Origin of the sequence: Cronbergia sp. UHCC 0137, from assembly GCF_034932285.1 — a bacterium.
Taxonomy (GTDB): domain Bacteria; phylum Cyanobacteriota; class Cyanobacteriia; order Cyanobacteriales; family Nostocaceae; genus Cronbergia.
Window position 1 is genome coordinate 33156 of the sequence record NZ_JAYGHC010000031.1, and the last position, 21345, is coordinate 54500.

Sequence of the window (21345 nt, forward strand, 5' to 3'; positions counted from 1 at the left end):
TTATCTTTATATTATCCTTATAGCTTAATGATTTTGACACAACAAATGATTATTGAAGCCATAGAATTTCATATAGAAGGTTTAAATAGAGTCAGGTTTACCAATTCCTCAACCTACAAGTATCGCCCAGGAAGTTGCAGTTTTAATTTAAGTAGTAATATAGATAGGACTTACGCAAGATTAACGTATTTTCGTCATTGCGAGACTGACCTAGCAATCTCAAACCCTGATGTTTGGTATCCCGTGCGTAAGTCCTGATTATGATATAATTGCGATAAGTGTTACGAGATAATATACTTATAAATAAACCAATATGGATTTTGTTATTTTAGATACTGAAGGCAATCCAAATTTAACTGAATTAGCTATTGTTAATAGTCAAGGTGTGGTAATTTATGAGGGCTTTTGTGATGGGAACTCTCACGGCTTTCAAAATGTTTTAAATATCAAAAGTCTCAAAAATTTATTAACAGAGTTTCTGACTATCGTTCAAGGTAAAAAAATTATATGTCACTATGCAGAACATGATATTGATATTCTCAAACGTAGTTTTCAACAAGTTGGTTTACCTTGGCAAAATTTAGAATTTGATTGTACTTGGATTTTAGCTAAAAACTGTTTTCCAAATTTAGAAAGTTATTCTTTGGAATATTTAAGTAAATATTTGAATCTTCGAGCTAATAATCAATATTTTCTCCCTAATATGGCACATACTGCTAGTTATGATGCCACATTTACATATCAGCTTTATAGAAAAATCATGTTAGAAAATCTCAAAAAACAACCTAATCCATTTAGTAGCAGCCGAGTTGATACTCCTTTTCAACATCACCCAGATTATGTTGATACCTATCATCGAGAATTTCAGATTTTAAAAACCGCTTTAAATAACATTAAGTTAGATATAAATCATCAAAGTAAAGGTGTAGTCGTCATTGGAGAACCGGGTAGTGGTAAAACTCATTTAATGATGCGACTTGCTAATGAGAGATTATCAAGTAATAGATTACTTTTTATTCGTCAACCGAATGATCCTCAATCTGTACTTTATCATATCTATAGCAGAATTTTAGAATCTCTAGTTGAAAAAGCAGGTAATTTACCTCAATTAGACGCTTTAATTATTAACACCTTCAGAAAAATAGTTAGTCTTAATGATAGAGACGTTAAACAAAAAGATATAGAAATTTTAAAAGCTTTATATGATTTAGAAGATAATAGCATTAACGCACTAGGCAAGGAAAATACACAACGAAAACGGGAATATTGGCAATATATAGAAAAGACCATTAACGAATGGTGGATGAGTAATTATTCTGCGGGAAGTTTTGCTTTATCTATCATTAAAGGAATGGTTAAATATTGTAGTTATACAGATTATAAATATAGAAATATTACCACTCGCTGGTTAGCAGGAAATGTTTTAACTGATGAAGAAGCAGAAACAATTGGTTTACCAAATTGGGGTGAGGAAGTTAGTAAAGAAGCTTTTTCACTAGAAGCTATTTCAGTTTTGGGTAAATTATCTAGTCTTGATGAACCTTTAATTATTATTTTTGATCAATTAGAAGGTTTAGGACTTTCTCATAATCAAGAGATTCTGTTAAATTTTGGGGAAGCTATTAAAGAAATTTTTACTCATGTTCCAAATAGTTTAATTATCTTGAATTTATTTCCTGACAGATGGGAAAAATTTCAAGCCATATTTGATCACTCCATTATTGGACGAGTATCTCAATATCAAATTTCTTTACGTCAACCTACAGAACAAGAAATTAAATCTATTCTCAAGATTAAGATGCAATCTGTGGATATTACCTTGGAACAGCTATTTTCACCTGAAGATTTAGATGATATTCTAGGAAAAAAACCTATTCGTGCTGCTTTAAATCGTGCTGCTAAATACTATGATTATAGAGTTAATGGTATCCCTTTACCAGATGAAAGAAAACCAATTCGTGAATTAGATACTAATGAAAAAATAGAACAGCAATTAAAATTATTACAGCAACAACAACAAACATTATTAGAAGTTTCAAGTCAACTAATTCAAGCTATACAATCACCTAATTCTGTTGATTTAAGCAATTTACAGGAGAAATTAGCAACTTATTTATCTGGTGAAACTGCAATTCCCGTAAATCCTGTAATTGAATATCTCAATGAACATAGAATTGAATTGGAACAAAAATATCATAATCCATCTATTATTAGTGATGGTGATGATATTGGTAAATTGAAAAATATTGCTGAAGCCTTAACTCATATCCATTCATTTAAATTAACACAGTATCGTTTAGGTAAAAGGGTATTACCAGAACATATTGTTATAGAAAAAAACAATCAATATCATGTAATTGCTTTTCTAGAAATTAGTGGTACTCCATTTACGACTCGGATGAATAATTTTAATGAATTAGTTATTAACAATCCTCAAAGTAAATTTTATTTAATTAGAGATGAACGTCAACCAGATATTACTGGTAAAGTGGGTAAAGAAAGAATACAACAACTAGAAAATAGTGCTAATGGAAATTTTGTTCTATTCAATAAAAAAGATAGAATTCTTTTCGATTTGATTTATGATCTAATTATCAGTATTCATAATAAAGATTTAGATATAGACTTGGAATCAGCGTTAACTTTCATCACCAATCATCAAGAATGGTATCACTGGATTTTTACAAAGTTTGGTTTTACTCCACCCAAATTGTAATATGGAAACGATGAAATTGCTGGCACATATCGGGACAGATGGTATATTACAAATCCAAACTCATACAGATTTTAAAGATAAATCTGTAGAAGTATTGGTAGTTATCCAGCCATTAGATAATGTAGAAATTACCAAAATTAAGAAAATATGTTTAATTGACATACCTATCTATAAATATGCCTACGGGACTTTAAAAAACATCTAACTTTTTATCCACTATATGCCGATTTTTCGGTTATTAACTCTAATATTCAGTGCCTTAACGCTATAAATATGAAATATTTACAAGGAAGGGAACAAATAAGAAACTTTAGTTCTGAGTTTAAAGCTCAGTCAAAAAACATCCTTTTTTTGAGATGCGTAGCACGAATGTGATTACTCCTGTTAGCTGATGTTCTTTTATTCAATCTCTATTTTTAAGGTATTAAATGTGTAAGATTGTATTTATTACTCAAGAGTGATTTGTGAAGAAATATTTTCTTATATTCTAAAGTTGAAAATAGTGGAATTTTGAGTTGAAAATATCTACCCAGATCCTCAACTTCTTTAAAAAGTCGGGGATCTAACTCGAAGCAATGGCCAGATTTATCGGGATTTGTATTAGTTTGATGGAGCAGTATGCAAGAAGCTTATATTGTCTCAGCAGTTCGTACACCATTTGGTAAATTTGGAGGTGTTTTAGCAAATTTGTCACCCGTAGACCTGGGTGCGATCGCTATTCGTTCCGGTGAAGCTGATTAGGAGTTCCCCAAGAAAAATTAAACGTTTTTGGGGGAGCGATCGCACTAGAAAGACTCAGGTAGAGACTCCTTCTTTCTTTCTTCCTTTGCGCCTTTGCGTGAGATAAAAATATGACATTAGGATTAGAAGATCAAATAATTTTAGTCACAGGTGGTAATCGGGGCATAGGAAATGCGATCGTCAACTTGCTTTTAGAGTTAGGAAGCAAAGCGTCCTGAATTATTCACTACTGAGTTAAACAAGTTTCTGGTGTTGGTGAATGAAAATATGAATTTGTCTCACGCAGAGGCGCAGAGGCGCAGGGAGTAAGAGTCGGAGAAATGGTAACGCCAAGTTTCTTGATTCTATTGTAGAGTTAAAGGAGTAGCATCTATGCAATTAAAACCAATCAATCAACAAGTTGTTTCTGTCGTTGGTGCTTCTAGCGGTATTGGCCGAGAAACAGCTTTACAATTTGCTAGGCGTGGTGCAAAAGTTGTAGTTTCTGCCCGTAGTGAATCAGGTTTAAAGTCTGTGGTGGAGGAGATTCGCAGTTTTGGCGGTGAAGCAACTTATATAGTCGCTGACGTGCAGGAATTTGATCAGGTGAATGCGATCGCTGATAAAACTGTAGAAACATTTGGACGACTTGATACTTGGGTGCATACTCCGGCTGTTGGACTTTTTGCCACTTTCGACAATACAACATCGGAAGAATTTAAGCACGTTATTGATGTTGATTTGGTTGGACAAGCCTATGGTGCCATGGCTGCTTTACCCCATTTGAAGCGGGAAGGAAGGGGGGCGCTAATTCATATTTCTTCAATGGAAGGTAGGCGATAGCTTCGCTCGTCGTAGGCATCGCCGCAACGGGTGTTTTAGCCTTGTTAGCAGTACAAACCTTAAACAAAAAAGGGTGAATATTGAAAAAGAATTTTTGGTAGCATTAATCATTATCTGACGAGCGATCGCTTTTTGGATGAGCATTTAGAAAATAAGGAGTAGACGATGCAGAGCGAGAACCCCATATTTGCCTAAAAATTAACACTGAAGGTGCAGGGATATTAGCTACTGCTTGCACTCAACATAACGCAGCATTGTTAATGTTTTCCTCAGATTTAGTTTTCAAAGCTCAATTGACCATTATAGCATAAAATATTTTTTCAAGAGGTCTATTCAACAGGAATGTGAGCTTTTGCGAATCTCTCACTTCACGGGAGCATCCCAGATTAAAATGAGTATAAATACTTATGAAATGTTGTAGATAGAAAAAGGGAAAGATAGATGAAAAACTGACCGAGGGAATAACCATGATAGAACTATCACCAGAAAAACAACAAGAATTAGATGAGCATATCCTGGCTGTATCCTGGATCTTATACGAACAAACAGAGGCAGAGAAACTTAAAACCTTTGAGGGTAGAGAGTGGGAAGTAAGAGAGCAGATATTGAAAAAAGTCACACCCCAAATAGGAGAATTTTTTTCAGAAGGGGGAGAAAAAATATTCAGGAAGCAAAGAAGTGTGAAGACCTGCCTGGGATTGGTGAAAATCAGCCAGAGACAAAAAAGCTAGGACTCAGAAGTAAAACCCAAATTAGTCATTCATCTTGCTTGAGTATTTCTGCTTAGTTCCAAACTGGAATGCTCCCTACTTCACTTTTCAAAACAACTAAAAAAATGCCAGAATCTCAAAACGATGTCCAAGAACCAATTAGCAGCGCACCACCAGAAGTACAGCAAATTATTGAGAAGGTGTGGAAGCTGGAAAAAAGTAGATTAGATAGAAAAAGCAAAGGTCATATTAATGATGATATTCTCACAATAGTAAAAGAAGCAGTGCAATGAAGCTAACTTCAATTAAATTATGTAATTTTCGTTCCTTTTATGGTAAAACTCCAGAGATAAATTTAGCTGGTGGAGACATTCGCAACACTACGATAATCCATGGTAGTAATGGAGCAGGTAAAACAAGTATTTTAAATGCCTTTACCTGGGTATTATATGAAAGATTTAGTGCAGCATTTGCGTCAACAGAACAGTTAGTAAATAAAAGAGCGATCGCAGAATCTCAACCTAGTCAACCAGTAGAATGTTGGGTAGAAGTTGGTTGGGAACATGAAAGTAACCGTTACCGTGCTACTCGTGGTTGTCGGGTTTATAAAAATGAAAGTGATTTTATTGAAGCAGGTAAAACCCAGTTAAAAATTCAAGTAGCTGGAGATGACGGAAAATGGTATTTTCCCCTTCAGCAAGCGGAGGAAATCATTACCCAAATTTTACCAGCAAGTTTACATCAATATTTTTTCTTTGACGGTGAACGCATTGAAGAAATAGTGCGTTCTGATAACAAAGCAGAAATTGCAGAAGCAATTAGAACGTTTTTAGGTGTGGAAGTAATTGAACTTTCTATTAAACACTTAAAAGATGCTAAAAAATATTTAGAAACTGAGTTAAAAAATATTGGTGATGCAGAAACAAAACAGTTATTAACTCAAAAAGAGAAGCTAGAACTAGAAATTGAAACCATCAATAAACGTCAAGTAGAAATAAATCAAGAGTTAGAATATCAACAGACATTCAAAAAAGAAGTTAGTAATAAATTACGAGAATTGAGTGCTGTTAAGGAATTGCAGGAAAGAAAACAAAATTTAGAATCTCAAACAAATAGCTTACGTGAAGAATTGAAGAAAACACGGGAAAATTTGAAAAAAGTTATCTCTGCTAGGGGGTATACAGTTTTATTATCAGAAACAACAGCTAAATTTAGGGAAATATTCACAGATTTAAAACAACGAGGAGAATTAACTGCGGGAATTTCGCGGGAATTTGTTAATGATTTACTCAATACTGGACGATGTATTTGTGGTGCAGATTTAAAAGAAGGAACTCATACTCATTTTCATGTCAAGAACTTAATGAAAAAAGCAGGTTCTTCAACAGTGGAAGAAACAGCAATTAGAATGAGTGCGCAAGTTGATGAAATTGATAAACAAGCACTTGCATTTTGGGAAGAAGCGGATAGAGAACAAGCGCGACTTAAACAGTTAAGGGAAAATTTAAATCAAGTTGAACTGGAATTAGATACAATTCAAGAACAACTGCGAAAAGATCCGAACGAAGAAATTAGTAGTTTACAAAAACGTTTAGATGGAATTGAAGCCAAAATTGATGAATTAAATCGAGAACAGGGTGCAAATCAACAGGAAATTTCGCACCTGAAAATAGATATTGATGCTTTTGTAAAACAAATATCTAAACAAAAACAAAATGAAGAAAAGCAATCTTTAGCACAACGTCGCATTAATGCTACTCAAGATGCAATTGAACGTTTATCTGAAGTTAAAACCCGTCAAGAAAACCAGTTTCGTCTGCAATTAGAACAGAGAGTACAGGAAATTTTCTCAGATATATCTTTTACTCCCTACGTTCCCAAAATTAGCGAAAAATATGAATTGAGTTTAGTTGAAAATACCACAGGAATAGAAGCACCAGTAGCAGCTTCAACCGGGGAAAATCAAATTCTCAGTTTATCTTTTATCGCTAGTATTATAGATAAGGTGCGAGACTGGAGTGAGAAGCGTAAAATGATGATGGTTCCCGATAGTAGCACTTTTCCCATTGTCATGGATTCCCCTTTCGGGAGTTTAGATGCTAATTCCCGTCGTCACATTGCTCGCACTATTCCTAAATTAGCAAATCAGTTAATTGTGTTGGTGACTAAAACTCAGTGGAGGGTGGAAGTTGAAGAAGAAATTGCTGATAAAATTGGTAAAGAATATGTATTAGTTTACTATTCTTCTAAACCTAATTGCGAACAAGATTTTATAGAATTAGGTAGAGAAAGATATCCTTTAGTAAGACAGAGTTCAAATGGTTTTGAATATACTGAAATTCTTGAAGTCGAAAGAGAGAGGTAAGTTTAATGGTTGTTGCTAATTTATCAAACATCGTCACAGATACCTGGGTAAACGTAACTTGGGATGAATTTATGGAACTTGTAGATCATCCTGATTATCAGCAAGGAAGATTTTATTACTATCAAAATTACATGAGGATTGAAATGTCACCAGTTGGTTCAGTTCATGGAAACACTAATAATGTTGTTGCAAATGTTGTTAATCTTTATGCGACATTAAAAAATATTAAAATTAAAGGATGGGTAAATACCAGTTTTCGCAAAACAAGTGAAGGGGAATGTCAACCTGATTTGGCTTTTTATATTGGTGATAAGGTAACATTTCCACCTTTAAATAATTCACCTGTCGATATTAATGGGTTAGCAGCACCGACTTTAGTTGTAGAAATTGCTGCTTCTTCTATTAATGATGATTTGGGTTTTAAGCGGTTACTCTATGAATGGTTAGGTGTAAAAGAGTATTGGATAATGGATGCTAAGAATAATGATATTATTGCTTTTGAAATATCTGATGGTGGAAGTAGAACAATTGGGGAATCAAAGGTTTTGCCAGGTTTAAATATCGCTACTGTTAAAGAAGCTATTCAACGTAGTCTTACTCAAGATGATGGTGAAGTTAATCGTTGGTTGTTAGGAATTTTTAGTTAATTTATTTCGCGCAAAGACGCAAAGGACGCAAAGGAAGAATGTTATTTAAAAATGCTTCATTGGTAGCTGCATTAGGTTTATGTTTTTTACCATCTCATGCTTTGGCTTTTTCTGATACCCAAACCTATTGGGGTAAAGATTGTATTCAACAATTAGGAGAAAAGAAACTACTTACTGGTTATCCTGATGGTAGTTTTCGTCCTAATGCAACTGTCACCCGTGCAGAAGCAGCAGTTTTAATGTTAAATGCTTTTCCTAATGCACCAATAAAACGCGCTTCTGTCATATTTAAAGATGTATCTAGCAATTATTGGGGATATAAAGCAATTAATACAGCTTATCAGAAAGGCTTTTTCTCTGGTTATCCAGGAAATATTTTTCAACCTAATCAAGCAATTCCTAGAGCGCAAATTATAGGTGTGGTCGCTGGGGGGAAAAATTATAATTCTGTCTCTAATCCAGCACAGATATTACAACAGTATTTTGAAGATGCTAAATTAATTCCTAATTATGCTCAAAACTCTATAGCTGCGGGAACTATTAATAGTATAGTTGTTAATTATCCTGATGTTAAAAAGTTAAAACCTCAAGAAATAGCTACGAGGGGTGAAGTCGCTGCGTTAATGTGTCGAGCGTTAAATATTTACGCTGTACCCCCTCAATATATTGCTGGTGTCGAAGTACAACCGCAAGAGGTACGAGCTTTACCAGGAAAACTTGATTCAATTCCTACTTTTAATAGTAATAGTCCTGAACTTGTAGATACTGATGGGATTTTACTTTCAACTTTTTCACCAGAAGGGAAGAAAATCAAAGAAACACATTTAAATTATCCCTTTCAAGGTAGATTTGATGTGTTTTCTCATCACATTATCAGAGCAGAAAATACATCTCAAAACCGGACTGTTTATCAGGGTATTATCGTTCATAATCCAGGAAAGGAAGCGGTAACATTACAAGTTTTACAAGCTGTTAGTTACCTTTCAAAGGAAGCACCTTTTATTAATTTGCCCGACGTAGTGGATAATGCACAGGGTACGGTTTATGCTGGCCCTGGTAGTCGGACTATGAGTGATGTACTGCGGGGGGTTAAACAAGAGATATTTCCTGAAAAATTGGTGATAAAACCGGGAGAAAGTCAAATATTAGCTAATTTACCAATTTCTGCCCAAGCACCCTCTTCTAATGGTCGCACGGTGATGATGCGGTTGAGTAGCGATAAACCGATATTTATGGCAAACTTAGCAAAGAGCAGTCAAAGCCCCCCAACTATTGTAGAATGGTTACAGCTATTAGATACAGGCAGTTTAGCCGGAAAGCGTGACCCTATTCCCACACCTTTAGACCCTCCCAGAGAACCAACGGTATTTAGTCGCGTTGCTGGTGTTTCTCAGGGGACAAAATGGGAAGCAAATATTACAGATAATCCGAATGTAGTTAATTTAACTTTACCTCAGCCAGGAAAGGCTATTTCTTATCCTTTGGGAACGGTGCATTTAATTACCCTTAGCACAGGGCAAATACAGAGTGCATCAATGGTCAAACGCTATTCTGATACGGCGTATTTTGCTCATAGTAACTACGGTGTAGAATATAATTTAGCCTTACCTTTATATAATTCTAGCAGTCAAGCTAGAACTGTGGCTGTATCAATCCAAACACCTATTAAAGATGAAGGTGGTACTAATAGATTGTTGTTTTTAAAGCCACCAGTAGAACAAATATTTTTCCGAGGTACAGTGCGGGTGCGTTATACAGATGATAATGGTGGAGAAAAAACGCGCTATGTACATTTAGTACAGAGACGAGGACAACCAGGGGAAGCTTTGGTAAGATTGCGGTTAGCGGGGGGTGAAAAAAGACGAGTTCAGGTTGATTTTTTGTATCCTCCTGATTCTACTCCTCCGCAGGTTTTGACGGTAAGAACTGAGAGTTAATTTCAGTACGTTGGGTTGACGCAAGGAAACCCAATATTATTAATTTTTTTAACGCAAAATCAGGAGTTAAAAAGTTATGGTTGCTAATTTTGATAGAAGTTATATGAGTCCTCTGGAGTATTTGGAGTGGGAGGAACAGCAAGATATTAAACATGAATATATCAATGGTGAAGTTTTTGCTATGACTGGGGGAACTATTCCTCATACTACTATTGCTTTAAATTTGGCTTCTGGGTTAAAAAATCATTTGCGGGGTGGTAATTATCGTCCTTTTATGGCAGATGCTAAAGTAGGTATATCGGAAAATGGTCCGTTTACTTATCCAGATGTCATGGTAAGTTGTGATGAACGGGATAAACAAGCTATTAAGTTTATTCAATTTCCTTGTTTAATTGTTGAGGTGCTTTCTCCGAGTACGGAAGCTTATGATAGGGGAGGTAAGTTTCAGCTATATAGACGGATTGACTCTTTGCAAGAATATGTTTTAATTAGTGCTGATAAAATCGGTTTGGATTGTTTTCGGTTAAATGATAGGGGTTTATGGGAGTTACATCCTTTTGTTGAGGGTGATGAGGTAGATTTAATAAGTGTTGATTTTAAGTTTCCTCTTTCTCTGGTTTATGAGGATGTTTTTTGATTTTTTTCTCACGCAGAGGCGCAGAGGCGCGGAGAGGAAAGCAAGTGTATGGTATTAATAAGTTAGGTTTGGTTTAATATATTTAGGGTGTATATTGTATAGTTATGGCTGCAAATAGAATCAAAATTGCTCAAGATAAGGCTGAGTTGGTGAAATCGTTACTAGCTTCTAAAGAAACACCGGGACCTTTCCAGACTTATGTGGAGGTGATGATATTTGCAGCAGCATTAGGAGTAAAGTATAAAAAAAGTGTTCCTCTAGGAGATACCACAAAAAGAGATCCTTCTCCAATTCCACAAGACAATTTTGCTTCACTTGGGTATGACAAAATTATAAAGTTATTGGGAATTGTTGAGACAAGTGATATCCAAATACTTGCGTCTAGGGAAGATGAATATGAGGATAAACGGACTCAAATATTTGAAGAGTATGCTAATGGTGGACTCGAAATATTACAAAATGAATTGCGTGGAGTTGTTGATTACGCAGCACAGATTTTAGTAATTCTAATTACCGCAAAAGATTATCAAGAGAAAAATATAGAAGAAGAAATTTATTTAAGTACATTTAAAAAATGATTAATTTTCTTGATCTTTATTATAAGGTGGTTAGATATGAATAATCTTCGTTTTTATTGTGAAAAGTTCTCTAGGTTGAAAGTCAGTAATAGCCGAAAACGTGGTAATGCTCAATATAAACCAATATTACTTTTAACTGTAATTGATTTGATTATGAGAGGAGTTATTACCAATAATCAAATTTTTGTTTCAGATGAATTAATTCAAACTTTTAATAAATATTGGAATGTAATTGGCTCACAATCTTATCAAGGGGGGTTACACTATCCATTTTTTCATTTGCAAAATGAAGGATTTTGGCACGTACAAATAAAAGCAGGTTTTAATAATTTACAACCAAAAACAACTAACAAATTAAAGTTAGCTGTTGAATACGCATATTTAGACAGTGAATTATTTAATTATTTACAAGATGAATATTCTCGAAAAGAACTAATTGATGCACTTGTAGCTGCTTTTTTCTCTGATAATGAAGATGAAATTGAAGAATTTTTACAAATTAACCAGACTTTTCAAGATTATCCAGAAGTAGAAAAACTAGATGATACTGAAAATTTACCCAATAACCCTAAATGGAGTTTAAAAAAAACCCTAATTAGAAATGCTTTCTTTAGAAAAGCTGTTATTTCTGTATATGATTGTCAATGCGCTTTTTGTGGACTGAAAGTTACTAAAATGGGAATGGGTAATCAAAATATTGTTGACGGCGCACATATAAAGCCATTTTCTGCATTTTATGACAGTAGAATACATAACGGAATAGCACTTTGTAAAAATCATCATTGGGCTTTTGATAGAGGTTGGTTTGCTGTTGATGATAAATACAAAATTATCGTTAGTAAAGAATTAGAAGAAGTATCTCCCCATGCTAAAACAATAACAGAATTTCATGGAGAAATACTCATATTACCTAAAGTAGAAAAATATTTTCCAGATATTGAAGCTTTACAATGGCATCGTGACAATATATTTCAGCCATAATTAGCTATTATTATAAAATAACTGGAAGTCCTACATCCTGCGGTTTAACAAACTTCCCATCAAAACCTATAGTTTGTTCCTCTATAGTCCTAGCATTAGCTAAAGCTTTACGTAAAGCAGTAACTTCCATTTTTTCAGTAATTCCCCCCAACATATAAATTAATAACTTTACTGCTAAATCTTTTCCTGCTACCTGTACCCGCTTTTTATTTGGATCATAGAGAACTCCATACCATAAAGATTGAGGATATTCCATACCACTAAAACCCCCTTGACGGTCAAATTTCTCTAACTTCTTAAAAATATCCGTCAAAGCAAAATCTTTTTTAAATACCAAAGTTCCCAAAGCTTGCGCTAAAGCAACTTGAAAAACTGGACGAAATAACATATTTCCCTCACCTCCATCTTTTTCAAAATGGAAACGACGCAAAACAGTTGTATCTTCGTGTTCCAATATTTTATAACTAGGAAGATTAGCTAAATTATCAAAAAGCAGTCTAAAATCCGCAATTCCTTCCTGAATTTCTTCATTTTCTGGACGCATGGGAATTAACCCTTTTTCTAAAGGCTTCCAATGGGGGAATTTTTGCCCCAAATACCTTTCAGCCATATCTTGTAAAGCTTGCAGCGTCGTTAAGACTGTAGAATTAGCTGCTACTGTGGCACTATTCCAATTAACACGGGGATTTCGATTTGGTTTTTGTTCTAAAAGTGGATGTGTAACCGCAATTTTTCGCGCTACAATAGCAAAACCATCATCTTCATTTAGTTGTGCTAACTGACCTTTAGTTAAAGGTGCAGCCATTAAATTTACATGAACAAAAATTGATCTTACCCGTCGTTTTGCTTCTGTATGAGTTTCCCCAGTATTCACCGCACAAATGAACTCAATACCAATTTTTTCTTTAGATAAACTTTGTAAATATGCTGGTTCTACTTGATATTTATCAACCAAATCAGACAAAGTAATAAAACTTTCGTCAGCAGTTTTATCCTTTTTATAACGTTGGAGTTTACCAGATTTAATTAACTCCATTAAACCTTGTACACCCATTAATCTATGCTGACCATCTAAAGCATAAATTGTCACGTTTTCTTCAGAAATATTGAGTAAACCGACTTTACCATCTTTATCTAAAGGTATAAAATCAGTAGTTGCTTTTTTAGCCCGTCCTTGACTATCCCACTCTGCTGCTTTGGGGTTATCTACCCAAGGTTGATTAATCACCACCAAGACAGCAGGAAATTTATGGTTTTTCCTAGCTGCTAAATACTGTACTAACGGTGCTTGACGCGACCAGTCGATAGGACGCTGCTGAATTTCATCTATACTATCAGCGTCAATTTCAATATTCTCTGTCTCTGGGTTGTACTTTTTTTGCAGGAGGGGTAAACCAGACGCAAAATGTACCCGTCCCGCGAACCATTCCAATGTTACAGAACCTACATAAGCCTCAGTACCACCCATTTCGGTCTTTTGGACAAGAATTTGGTCTTTCTTTTCTAAAAACTTCTCTAGCAGTAAAGCTAATACCTGTTTATCCTTATTTTCCCGTTCTAGATACTCGTTAGCGAGTTGATCATTTAGTGTATTTGTACTATCTTTCATGTTAATTTTTAAAAACTTAGTAACTGACTCTTGCTTTATTGTCCAAAAAAATGGATACTAGGGATGCAATTTTTAAAAATATCTTGCACTCTTAGTTAATGTTTATTTTTATACTAAATAATTCCATTCTCTCGAATGTAAGTATTGAGACTATCCCCATATATCCAGAGGCAAGGAAAAATGACTACAACACAACAACCAGAAAATAAAAATCAGCAGAATCGTACTGTAGCAGAGTTAGTGGAGTATATCCAAGTTCTCTCTACAGAAATTCAAGAATTGTATTGTTTAGACCAGATACCTTGGGTTGTAGGCTATTCGGGTGGAAAAGACAGCACTGCTACTTTACAGCTTATTTGGAATGCAATTTCTGGACTTCCGCCGGAAAAAAGAACTAAACCAATTCATGTAATTACGACAGATACAGGAGTAGAAAATCCCTATGTTTCAGCTTGGGTAAAAAACTCATTAAAACAAATGGAAATAGCTGCTCAAGAGCAAAAAATGCCAATACAACCTCATTTGCTGCAACCAGAAACTAAACAAACATACTGGGCAGGTTTAATTGGTAAAGGCTATCCAGCACCGCGCAATAAATTCCGTTGGTGTACCGGAAGGTTAAAAATTGAGCCTTCTAATCTTTTTATCCGTGATGTTGTGAGAGCCAATGGTGAAACAATTGTTATTTTAGGAACTCGCAAAACTGAAAGCATAACTCGCGGTTTAATTATGGCAAAACGTGAGGTAGATAGAGTAAGAGAGCGCCTTTGTCCTCATCCTAATTTAATAAATTCCCTACTTTATACGCCTATTGAAGATTGGCGAACTGATGAAGTTTGGATATATTTAATGCAATTTTCAAACCCTTGGGAATATAGCAATAAAGACTTATTTTCTATGTATCGAGGTGCAACAGCAGATAATGAATGTCCTCTAGTTGTTGATACTTCTACTCCTAGCTGTGGTAGTTCTCGATTTGGTTGCTGGGTTTGTACATTGGTTAATACTGATAAATCTATGCAAGCAATGATTCAAAATGATGAAGAAAAAGAATGGTTACAGCCATTAGTTGATTTTCGTCGGGAGCTAGATGTTGAACGTGACCGAGAAAAAAGAGATTTTCGTCGGCTACGAGGAGAAGTTCAATTATTTGAGCGTAATTTACATGGTGAAACTTCTATTGAACCCATACCCGGTCCATATACAAAATATTGGCGTGAATATTGGTTAAGAAAATTATTGACAGCGCAAAAAGAAATGCGTCAAAATGCGCCTGAAAATATGCGCGATATTACCCTTATTTCCCAAGCAGAATTGAGTGAAATCCGTCGAATATGGTTAGAAGAGAAACACGAATTTGATGATAGTGTACCCCGTATATACGAAGAAGTTACAGGAGAAGTATTTAAAGATCCCCGTCCTGGTGCTGACCATAGCGTATTAGGTAGTGATGAATGGGAGGTGTTAGAAGAAATCTGTGATAGTGACGGAATGCACTTAGAATTAATGGCCAGACTATTAGATACAGAACGACAATTCAAGAAAAAAACTCGCCGTGTGGGTATCTACGAAAGCCTAGAAAAATGTTTTGATACAAGTTCCCGTTCTCCAGAAAAAGCCATTGAAAATGCCCATTTAAAGCGTGATTTACGACAAGCAGCTTTAGATGGTGATGTCGCCACAATTCGGGAAAAATTCAAGCAATTAAGTTTAGGAGATACCCCGGAAAAAGAAGAGAGTAAACCACAAACTTGGGCTAATTTTAAATATGCAAAAAAGAATAATGATCGGGAATAATGAGTGGTTAGAATAGGGGGCGGTTGGAAACCGCGTCTACACAAGCGAAACCCACCTTCGTGGGTTAATTACGGGTTAATCAAATATCAAGTTTTACGGATTAGAAAATATATGAGGGCAAATTTTACGCAATTATATTTACATTATGTTTGGGCAACATGGGATAGATTGCCGTTAATTACGACAGAAATACAGCAATTAGTTTATACAGCAATTATTAAGGAGTGTGAGGAATTAAAATGTACAGTAATTGCCATTGGTGGAATTGAGGATCATGTTCATCTATTGATAGGATTTCCCCCAACGGTCAGCGTAGCGGAAGTTATCAAACAAGCAAAAGGTAGTTCTTCTCATTTTATTAATCACGAAATTAAACCCAAAGAATTTTTTAAATGGCAAGGAAGTTATGGTGCATTTACAGTCAGTTATGATGCTATAGATAATGTGGCTAATTACATCAGAAACCAACAAACACACCATCAACAAAAATCACTTATTCCTACATGGGAACTGAACCCGGAAATGAAAAAAAGCCCCGGTGATTAGAAATCGCGATGAGATAAACAATAAAGACCCGGCGATTGGAAATCGCGCCTACACAAACAAAGTCCACCTTCGTGGACTAATAAAAAATAAATAAATTGAACCCACGAAGGTGGGTTTCGCCTGTGTAGATGCGGTTTCTAACCGCCCCATATCTCAATAAAAAACAAATAGATTGAACCCACGCAGGTGGGTTTCGCCTGTGTAGACGCGGTTTCTAACCGCCCCCTATTGTTAAATAACCATTCAAAAACCATGATCTTCCTCGAATTAGTTTTACAAAACTTCGGTCCATACTCTGGGAAACAAGTTATCAATCTCAACCCAAAAATTGATGAGGATAATTCAAATCCAATTATCCTGTTAGGGGGAATGAATGGCGGTGGAAAAACTACTCTTATGGATGCTATTCGCCTGGCTTTATATGGACAACGCGCCCAATGTTCAACTCGCGGAAATCTAAGTTATCCTGATTTTTTAACCCAATGTGTTAATAGTAAAGCTGACCCTATTGAAAAAACTAGAATTGAATTAGTTTTTGAACATATTGAAGAAGATAGACCAATAAAATATCGTGTTGTGCGGACTTGGGAAAAAAATCCTAAAGATGGTAAAGACCATTTAGGAATTTTAGGTGATGATGAAACCTGGCCGATTGATTCACTGGTGAATATCTGGGATGAATATATAGAAAATATTTTACCTTTAGGTATTTCTAATTTATTTCTGTTTGACGGTGAACAAGTTAAGGAACTTGCAGAACAGGAAATACCACCACCAATGGTTGTTGATGCTATTAACGGACTTTTGGGTTTAGAGTTAGCTGATAAATTAGCAGTTGATTTAGAGGTTTTAGTAAATCGCAAAAAACGAGAGTTTGCAGATAATAAGGATTTGGCTAAATTAGAAGCAATTGAAACTCGGCTAAATGAAAAACAGGAAGAATACGAAAATAATGAGAAAAAACTAGAAGTTCTCAATATTAAAGTTACAGAATTTGGAAAAATTCATGAAGAGGCTTTAGCTAAATTTGTGAATGAAGGTGGTAAAATTGCTGCTGAACGTAGTCAATTAGAACGAGAAAAGGAAGATAAAATCAAATCTGGTAATAATGTCCGTGAATCTTTGTGTGAATTAGCCTCTGATGTTTTACCTTTGGCGTTAATTAGTCCTTTATTATCTCAAGTGCAACGACAAGGAGAAAAGGAACTTAAAAATCAACAAATTCAATTAGCGAAAGATGTATTAATTGCTAGAGATGAAAGATTACTAAACTGGTTGCAACAATTAAATCTGGAATCTAATAAGGTTACTAATATTCAATCTTTTTTAGCTGAAGATATCAATAATCTATATACCAATAATTTATCTACAGAAAATACTTGGTTAAATGGTGATGAAGAAAGTTTAAGTTTGCTTGACAATATAACTTATCGTTTGCAAGTTGCCCAAAATACAGCCCAAAAGCAATTAGATGAATTAAATAGTTATGAGGAAGAAATACTAACTTTAGAAAGACAAGTACAAACTGCGGCTGCACCGGAAGAATATACAAAGTTGCAAAATGCAGTAAAACAGGCACAAACTGAATTTAATAAAATTCAATCTCAGTCTGAGATGATGAAGCAGCAATTGATAGAATTAGAGACGGAAATTAAAAAATTAAAGCAAGAATTAAATGAATATACTGTAGAAAATCTCAAATATCAAAATAGTGAACATATTATTGATTCGGCTGCAAAAGTACAAGCAACGTTAAAGGTGTTTCGAGAAAGATTAACTCTGAGAAAATTGAATAAATTAGAAGAAGAAGTAAAAAACTGTTTTCTGTATTTATTACATAAATCAGATTTAGTGCATCGCATCGCTATTGATAGTAATACATTCAAATTATCTTTATATGATTTAAACGGTAAACCAGTACCCAAACATCGACTTTCTGCTGGTGAAAAACAACTATTAGCGATCGCACTCCTCTGGGGATTAGCCAAAGTCTCCGGGCGACGCTTACCAGTAGCCATCGACACGCCTCTAGGTAGACTCGATTCCTCCCACCGCCACAACCTAGTCGAACGTTACTTTCCAGCCGCCAGCCATCAAGTTATACTCCTCTCCACTGACACAGAAATAGGTGAAAAAGAAGTCCAAACACTGAGAGAAAACGAAGCGATCGCCCGCGAATATCTCCTTCATTATAACTCCAGCAAAAGAGAAACCACAATAAAACCTGGTTATTTTTGGTAAAATATGATCTAGCATTTCATAGAGTTTAATATGACAACTCCTTTACTCCCAACCTTACATCATCTACCTGCTACCTTACCCTTAGAAGGTGCGATCAGAATCGAGTTACAAGAAGGAACACCGATCTTTCGCGCTTCTAGTAATGTACAAAATCGCATTCAAACATTGCTTTCACAACAACAAGATGCCCAACTAACACCAGAAGAAGAACAAGAATTAGATAGTTATGAAGAAATAGATGATTATCTCAGTTTTCTAAATCGCGTAGTTCGTAATCTAGTCCAAAATCAAACTTATCAATAAAAGTGTCAAATCGAAAAATAACCGATTCAATTCAGCAGGAAGTACGTCAACGCGCATTAGAACTATGCGAATATTGTCACGCATCAGAAAAATGGCAATATGTATTATTTACAGTAGATCATGTGATTCCTTTAAGTAAAAATGGCGAAAATACTATAGATAATTTAGCACTAGCCTGTTTTCATTGTAACCGTCAAAAATCAAATAAAATAACAGGGATAGATCCTGATTCTGGTAATGAAGTTGCATTATTCAACCCTAGAAAAAGCTTTTGGAACAAACATTTTATCTGGTCAATAAATGGATTGATAATTATTGGTTTGACACCTACAGGAAAGGCAACGATATCAACATTAAATTTAAATAGAGAAAGAATTATCAACATTCGTGCTGCTGATAAAGCTATTAATCGTCATCCACCTCCAGGAGATCCAATTGAAAAATAAATAAAATTTCTCATTATCATCACAAATAATTGACCCCCTAAAATGGAATCACCAATAGAACGTATCAAACTTTCCCAAACAGCCAAAGAACAACTACTCAAACTCAAACGCAGCACCAAAATCGAACAATGGAACATATTATGTCGGTGGGCGTTTTGTCGTTCCCTCGCTGAATCTGCCGCACCATCCCCCGTACCCATACCCCAAGATAGTAACGTCGAAATGACCTGGCGCGTCTTTGGTGGTGAAATTGCTGATATACTCCTCCTCGCCCTCAAACAACGTTGCTACAACGATGGATTAGGTACAGATAAAGAAACCCTAGTCATACAATTCCGTCTCCACTTACATCGCGGCATTGGTTATCTAGCAGGGGATCAAAATATTAAGAAAATTGAAGACTTAATTGCGATCGCTACAAATTAGGTCATACCAAAACAGATAACAAAAAACTGCTATAACTGCAAGTCAATGATCAGCCAGAAGGAACTCTGAATAAAATGAATCCAGTGCGATCGCTATTGCAAGTTTTCGGTAGCCGGAAAATGGCAGCATTACTAATACTAGGTTTTTCATCCGGTTTGCCCCTATTTTTGACCAGCAAGACCTTACAAGCTTGGATGACCGTCGAAAACGTCGATTTAACCGCCATTGGCTTATTTAGCCTAGTGGGATTACCCTACTCCTTAAAATTTCTGTGGTCGCCTCTGCTAGACTGGTTTACATTGCCTTTTCTAGGACGACGACGGGGTTGGATCATCACCCTGCAAATTGGGTTACTGATAGCGATCGCTCTCATGGGCTTACAACAACCCAAACAATCCCTACAACTATTAGCCATCAACGCCATAGCGATCGCCTTTTTAAGTGCCACCCAAGACATCGCCGCCGATGCTTACCGCACAGACGTACTCGAACCATTAGAAATGGGCGCAGGTGCAGCAGTCTTCGTCTTAGGTTATCGCGTCGCCCTCCTACTCACAGGCTCCTTAGCCCTCATCCTCGCCGATCAACTACCCTGGTCATCAGTATATCTATTATTGTCCTTGGGCATGGGAATAGGCATTATTGCCACCTTATTCGCACCAGAACCCAAACAAGTCCGTCCCCCAGACTCCCTAACCGCCGCCGTCATCTTACCCTTCGGTGAATTTTTCCAACGTAAAGGCGTAGTCCAAGGCTTACTAATTCTGTTATTCATCATCCTTTATAAACTTGGTGATGCCTTTGTTAACAATATGTCCACGCCTTTTTTGCTACAAACCGGATTCACTCAAACCGACATTGGTGCAATTCAAGGCGGCATGGGATTAATTGCCACTATTATTGGTACTCTTGCAGGTGGGGCATTTTTGAGTAAAATTGGTCTGAATCGCTCACTTTGGATATTCGGCGGTTTGCAAGCAGTGAGTAATTTATCCTACTTATTACTTGCCCAAGTTGGTAAAAATTATCAGGTTCTACTACTGACAATAAACATCGAAAACTTCTGTGCCGGATTAGGAACAGCCGCTTTCGTCGCCTTCTTAATGAATATGTGTAACCAGCGATTTTCAGCCACTCAGTATGCCTTACTTTCTAGTTTCATGGCCGTCAGTCGTGATATCCTAGTTGCGCCGGCAGGTTCTTTAGCCAAAAGCACAGGTTGGCCTTTATTTTTCATTATCAGTATCCTCGCTGCCATACCGGGGTTACTTCTATTACCATTCTTTGCCCCTTGGAATCCCAAACCAGTGGCAGTTACCAGACCAGGACTTGAGGAAGAAGAGGATTTATGGGGAACCAAGTAGTTATTATTGTCGGTACGTTTGTCCTCATAGTTACAGGCTTATTACTCGGCTACGTTCTTTCACAATTAGTTCTGGGATTTCTGGGGTTTAACCTCCTCACCCTCCTGGGAACAATCAGCTTAATAGTAATATTTGGCACCCTTTATTACGTTCTGTTTTGGCAACTACGCCAAGAACCATTAGAATCCTTCAATAGCGACATACCCAGCCAAATAGACGAAGATATCACCGGTAATTATTTAAAAAACCGATTGATAGCCCGATTATCTGGTGATGTAGCTGCTGCGGAAAGATTAATTGAGCAAGCTAAACAGAATTATCCGGGGATGCCAGAAAATTGGTATTGTGAAAGAGTGCTTGATGACTTAGATCGCGATCAGCGTTAAGATCGTAGTCAAAACACCTAAAAAATTATCATGTAACAAAAGTACGGGTTTAGCATTTCGCTTTACCCCTGCTTCAATTTTTTAAAGCTGGAA

21 protein-coding genes and 2 pseudogenes are annotated in these 21345 nt (G+C 35.9%); 22 read left to right on the plus strand and 1 reads right to left on the minus strand.

Annotation, left to right across the window (positions count from 1 at the left end):
- The 14 genes and pseudogenes from VB711_RS16625 to VB711_RS16690 all read left to right on the plus strand — a co-directional run.
- The coding region (locus tag VB711_RS16625; protein ID WP_323287284.1) for a hypothetical protein at positions 1 to 258 on the plus strand (258 nt) is incomplete at its 5' end.
- 55 nt (positions 259 to 313) lie between these two features.
- Positions 314 to 2716, plus strand: a complete 2403-nt coding sequence (locus tag VB711_RS16630; protein WP_323287285.1) for an exonuclease domain-containing protein — start codon at positions 314 to 316, stop codon at positions 2714 to 2716.
- Position 2717: 1 nt separating this feature from the next.
- On the plus strand, positions 2718 to 2921 hold the full coding sequence (locus VB711_RS16635; RefSeq protein ID WP_323287286.1) for a hypothetical protein: 204 nt from the start codon (positions 2718 to 2720) through the stop codon (positions 2919 to 2921).
- Positions 2922 to 3334: 413 nt separating this feature from the next.
- Positions 3335 to 3457 carry a hypothetical protein gene (locus VB711_RS16640; RefSeq protein WP_323287287.1) on the plus strand — a complete coding sequence of 41 codons (123 nt, stop codon included), beginning with the start codon at positions 3335 to 3337 and terminating at the stop codon, positions 3455 to 3457.
- A 372-nt stretch (positions 3458 to 3829) separates the two neighbouring features.
- Positions 3830 to 4276, plus strand: a pseudogene (locus tag VB711_RS16645) (SDR family NAD(P)-dependent oxidoreductase); the annotation flags it as partial.
- A 173-nt stretch (positions 4277 to 4449) separates the two neighbouring features.
- Positions 4450 to 4590 (plus strand): annotated as a pseudogene (locus VB711_RS16650) (hypothetical protein); the annotation flags it as partial.
- A 156-nt stretch (positions 4591 to 4746) separates the two neighbouring features.
- Positions 4747 to 5010 carry a hypothetical protein gene (locus VB711_RS16655; RefSeq protein ID WP_323287288.1) on the plus strand — a complete coding sequence of 88 codons (264 nt, stop codon included), beginning with the start codon at positions 4747 to 4749 and terminating at the stop codon, positions 5008 to 5010.
- A 104-nt stretch (positions 5011 to 5114) separates the two neighbouring features.
- Positions 5115 to 5282 carry a hypothetical protein gene (locus tag VB711_RS16660; protein WP_323287289.1) on the plus strand — a complete coding sequence of 56 codons (168 nt, stop codon included), beginning with the start codon at positions 5115 to 5117 and terminating at the stop codon, positions 5280 to 5282.
- Positions 5279 to 7354 (plus strand): AAA family ATPase, encoded by a 2076-nt coding sequence (locus tag VB711_RS16665; RefSeq protein WP_323287290.1) that lies wholly within the window; start codon positions 5279 to 5281, stop codon positions 7352 to 7354. The genes VB711_RS16660 and VB711_RS16665 overlap by 4 nt, the downstream gene beginning before the upstream one ends.
- 5 nt (positions 7355 to 7359) lie before the next feature.
- Positions 7360 to 8001 carry a Uma2 family endonuclease gene (locus VB711_RS16670; RefSeq protein ID WP_323287291.1) on the plus strand — a complete coding sequence of 214 codons (642 nt, stop codon included), beginning with the start codon at positions 7360 to 7362 and terminating at the stop codon, positions 7999 to 8001.
- A gap of 38 nt (positions 8002 to 8039) precedes the next feature.
- On the plus strand, positions 8040 to 9938 hold the full coding sequence (locus tag VB711_RS16675; protein WP_323287292.1) for a DUF3370 family protein: 1899 nt from the start codon (positions 8040 to 8042) through the stop codon (positions 9936 to 9938).
- A 76-nt stretch (positions 9939 to 10014) separates the two neighbouring features.
- A complete protein-coding gene (locus VB711_RS16680; RefSeq protein WP_323287293.1) occupies positions 10015 to 10575 on the plus strand; it encodes a Uma2 family endonuclease in 561 nt (186 codons plus the stop codon).
- Between the two features lie 104 nt (positions 10576 to 10679).
- On the plus strand, positions 10680 to 11153 hold the full coding sequence (locus VB711_RS16685; protein ID WP_323287294.1) for a DNA phosphorothioation-associated protein 4: 474 nt from the start codon (positions 10680 to 10682) through the stop codon (positions 11151 to 11153).
- A gap of 36 nt (positions 11154 to 11189) precedes the next feature.
- Entirely contained in the window at positions 11190 to 12134 is a 945-nt protein-coding gene (locus tag VB711_RS16690; RefSeq protein WP_323287295.1) for an HNH endonuclease, read from the plus strand.
- Between the two features lie 10 nt (positions 12135 to 12144).
- Here VB711_RS16690 and VB711_RS16695 read toward each other — a convergent pair whose 3' ends face one another.
- A complete protein-coding gene (locus tag VB711_RS16695; protein WP_323287296.1) occupies positions 12145 to 13743 on the minus strand; it encodes a DGQHR domain-containing protein in 1599 nt (532 codons plus the stop codon).
- A gap of 180 nt (positions 13744 to 13923) precedes the next feature.
- Between VB711_RS16695 and dndC the strand changes: the two genes are divergently transcribed.
- The 8 genes from dndC to VB711_RS16735 all read left to right on the plus strand — a co-directional run bounded on the left by dndC (position 13924) and on the right by VB711_RS16735 (position 21252).
- Positions 13924 to 15540, plus strand: a complete 1617-nt coding sequence (gene dndC / locus VB711_RS16700; RefSeq protein ID WP_323287298.1) for a DNA phosphorothioation system sulfurtransferase DndC — start codon at positions 13924 to 13926, stop codon at positions 15538 to 15540.
- 111 nt (positions 15541 to 15651) lie between these two features.
- Positions 15652 to 16086 carry an IS200/IS605 family transposase gene (gene tnpA / locus VB711_RS16705; protein ID WP_323287301.1) on the plus strand — a complete coding sequence of 145 codons (435 nt, stop codon included), beginning with the start codon at positions 15652 to 15654 and terminating at the stop codon, positions 16084 to 16086.
- Between the two features lie 252 nt (positions 16087 to 16338).
- Positions 16339 to 18327, plus strand: a complete 1989-nt coding sequence (dndD, locus tag VB711_RS16710; RefSeq protein WP_323287302.1) for a DNA sulfur modification protein DndD — start codon at positions 16339 to 16341, stop codon at positions 18325 to 18327.
- A gap of 30 nt (positions 18328 to 18357) precedes the next feature.
- Complete coding sequence (locus VB711_RS16715) at positions 18358 to 18630, plus strand: hypothetical protein (RefSeq protein ID WP_323287303.1); 273 nt, start codon at positions 18358 to 18360, stop codon at positions 18628 to 18630.
- 2 nt (positions 18631 to 18632) lie between these two features.
- Positions 18633 to 19076: an HNH endonuclease signature motif containing protein gene (locus VB711_RS16720; protein WP_323287304.1), complete on the plus strand. Its 444-nt coding sequence runs from the start codon at positions 18633 to 18635 to the stop codon at positions 19074 to 19076.
- Between the two features lie 42 nt (positions 19077 to 19118).
- Positions 19119 to 19502, plus strand: coding sequence for a DNA sulfur modification protein DndE (gene dndE / locus VB711_RS16725; RefSeq protein WP_323287305.1), 384 nt, complete (start codon positions 19119 to 19121; stop codon positions 19500 to 19502).
- Between the two features lie 74 nt (positions 19503 to 19576).
- A complete protein-coding gene (locus VB711_RS16730; RefSeq protein ID WP_323287306.1) occupies positions 19577 to 20866 on the plus strand; it encodes an AmpG family muropeptide MFS transporter in 1290 nt (429 codons plus the stop codon).
- Entirely contained in the window at positions 20851 to 21252 is a 402-nt protein-coding gene (locus VB711_RS16735) for an ABC transporter permease (RefSeq protein ID WP_323287307.1), read from the plus strand. Before VB711_RS16730 ends, VB711_RS16735 begins: the two co-directional genes overlap by 16 nt.
- The last annotated feature ends 93 nt before the right edge of the window (positions 21253 to 21345 follow it).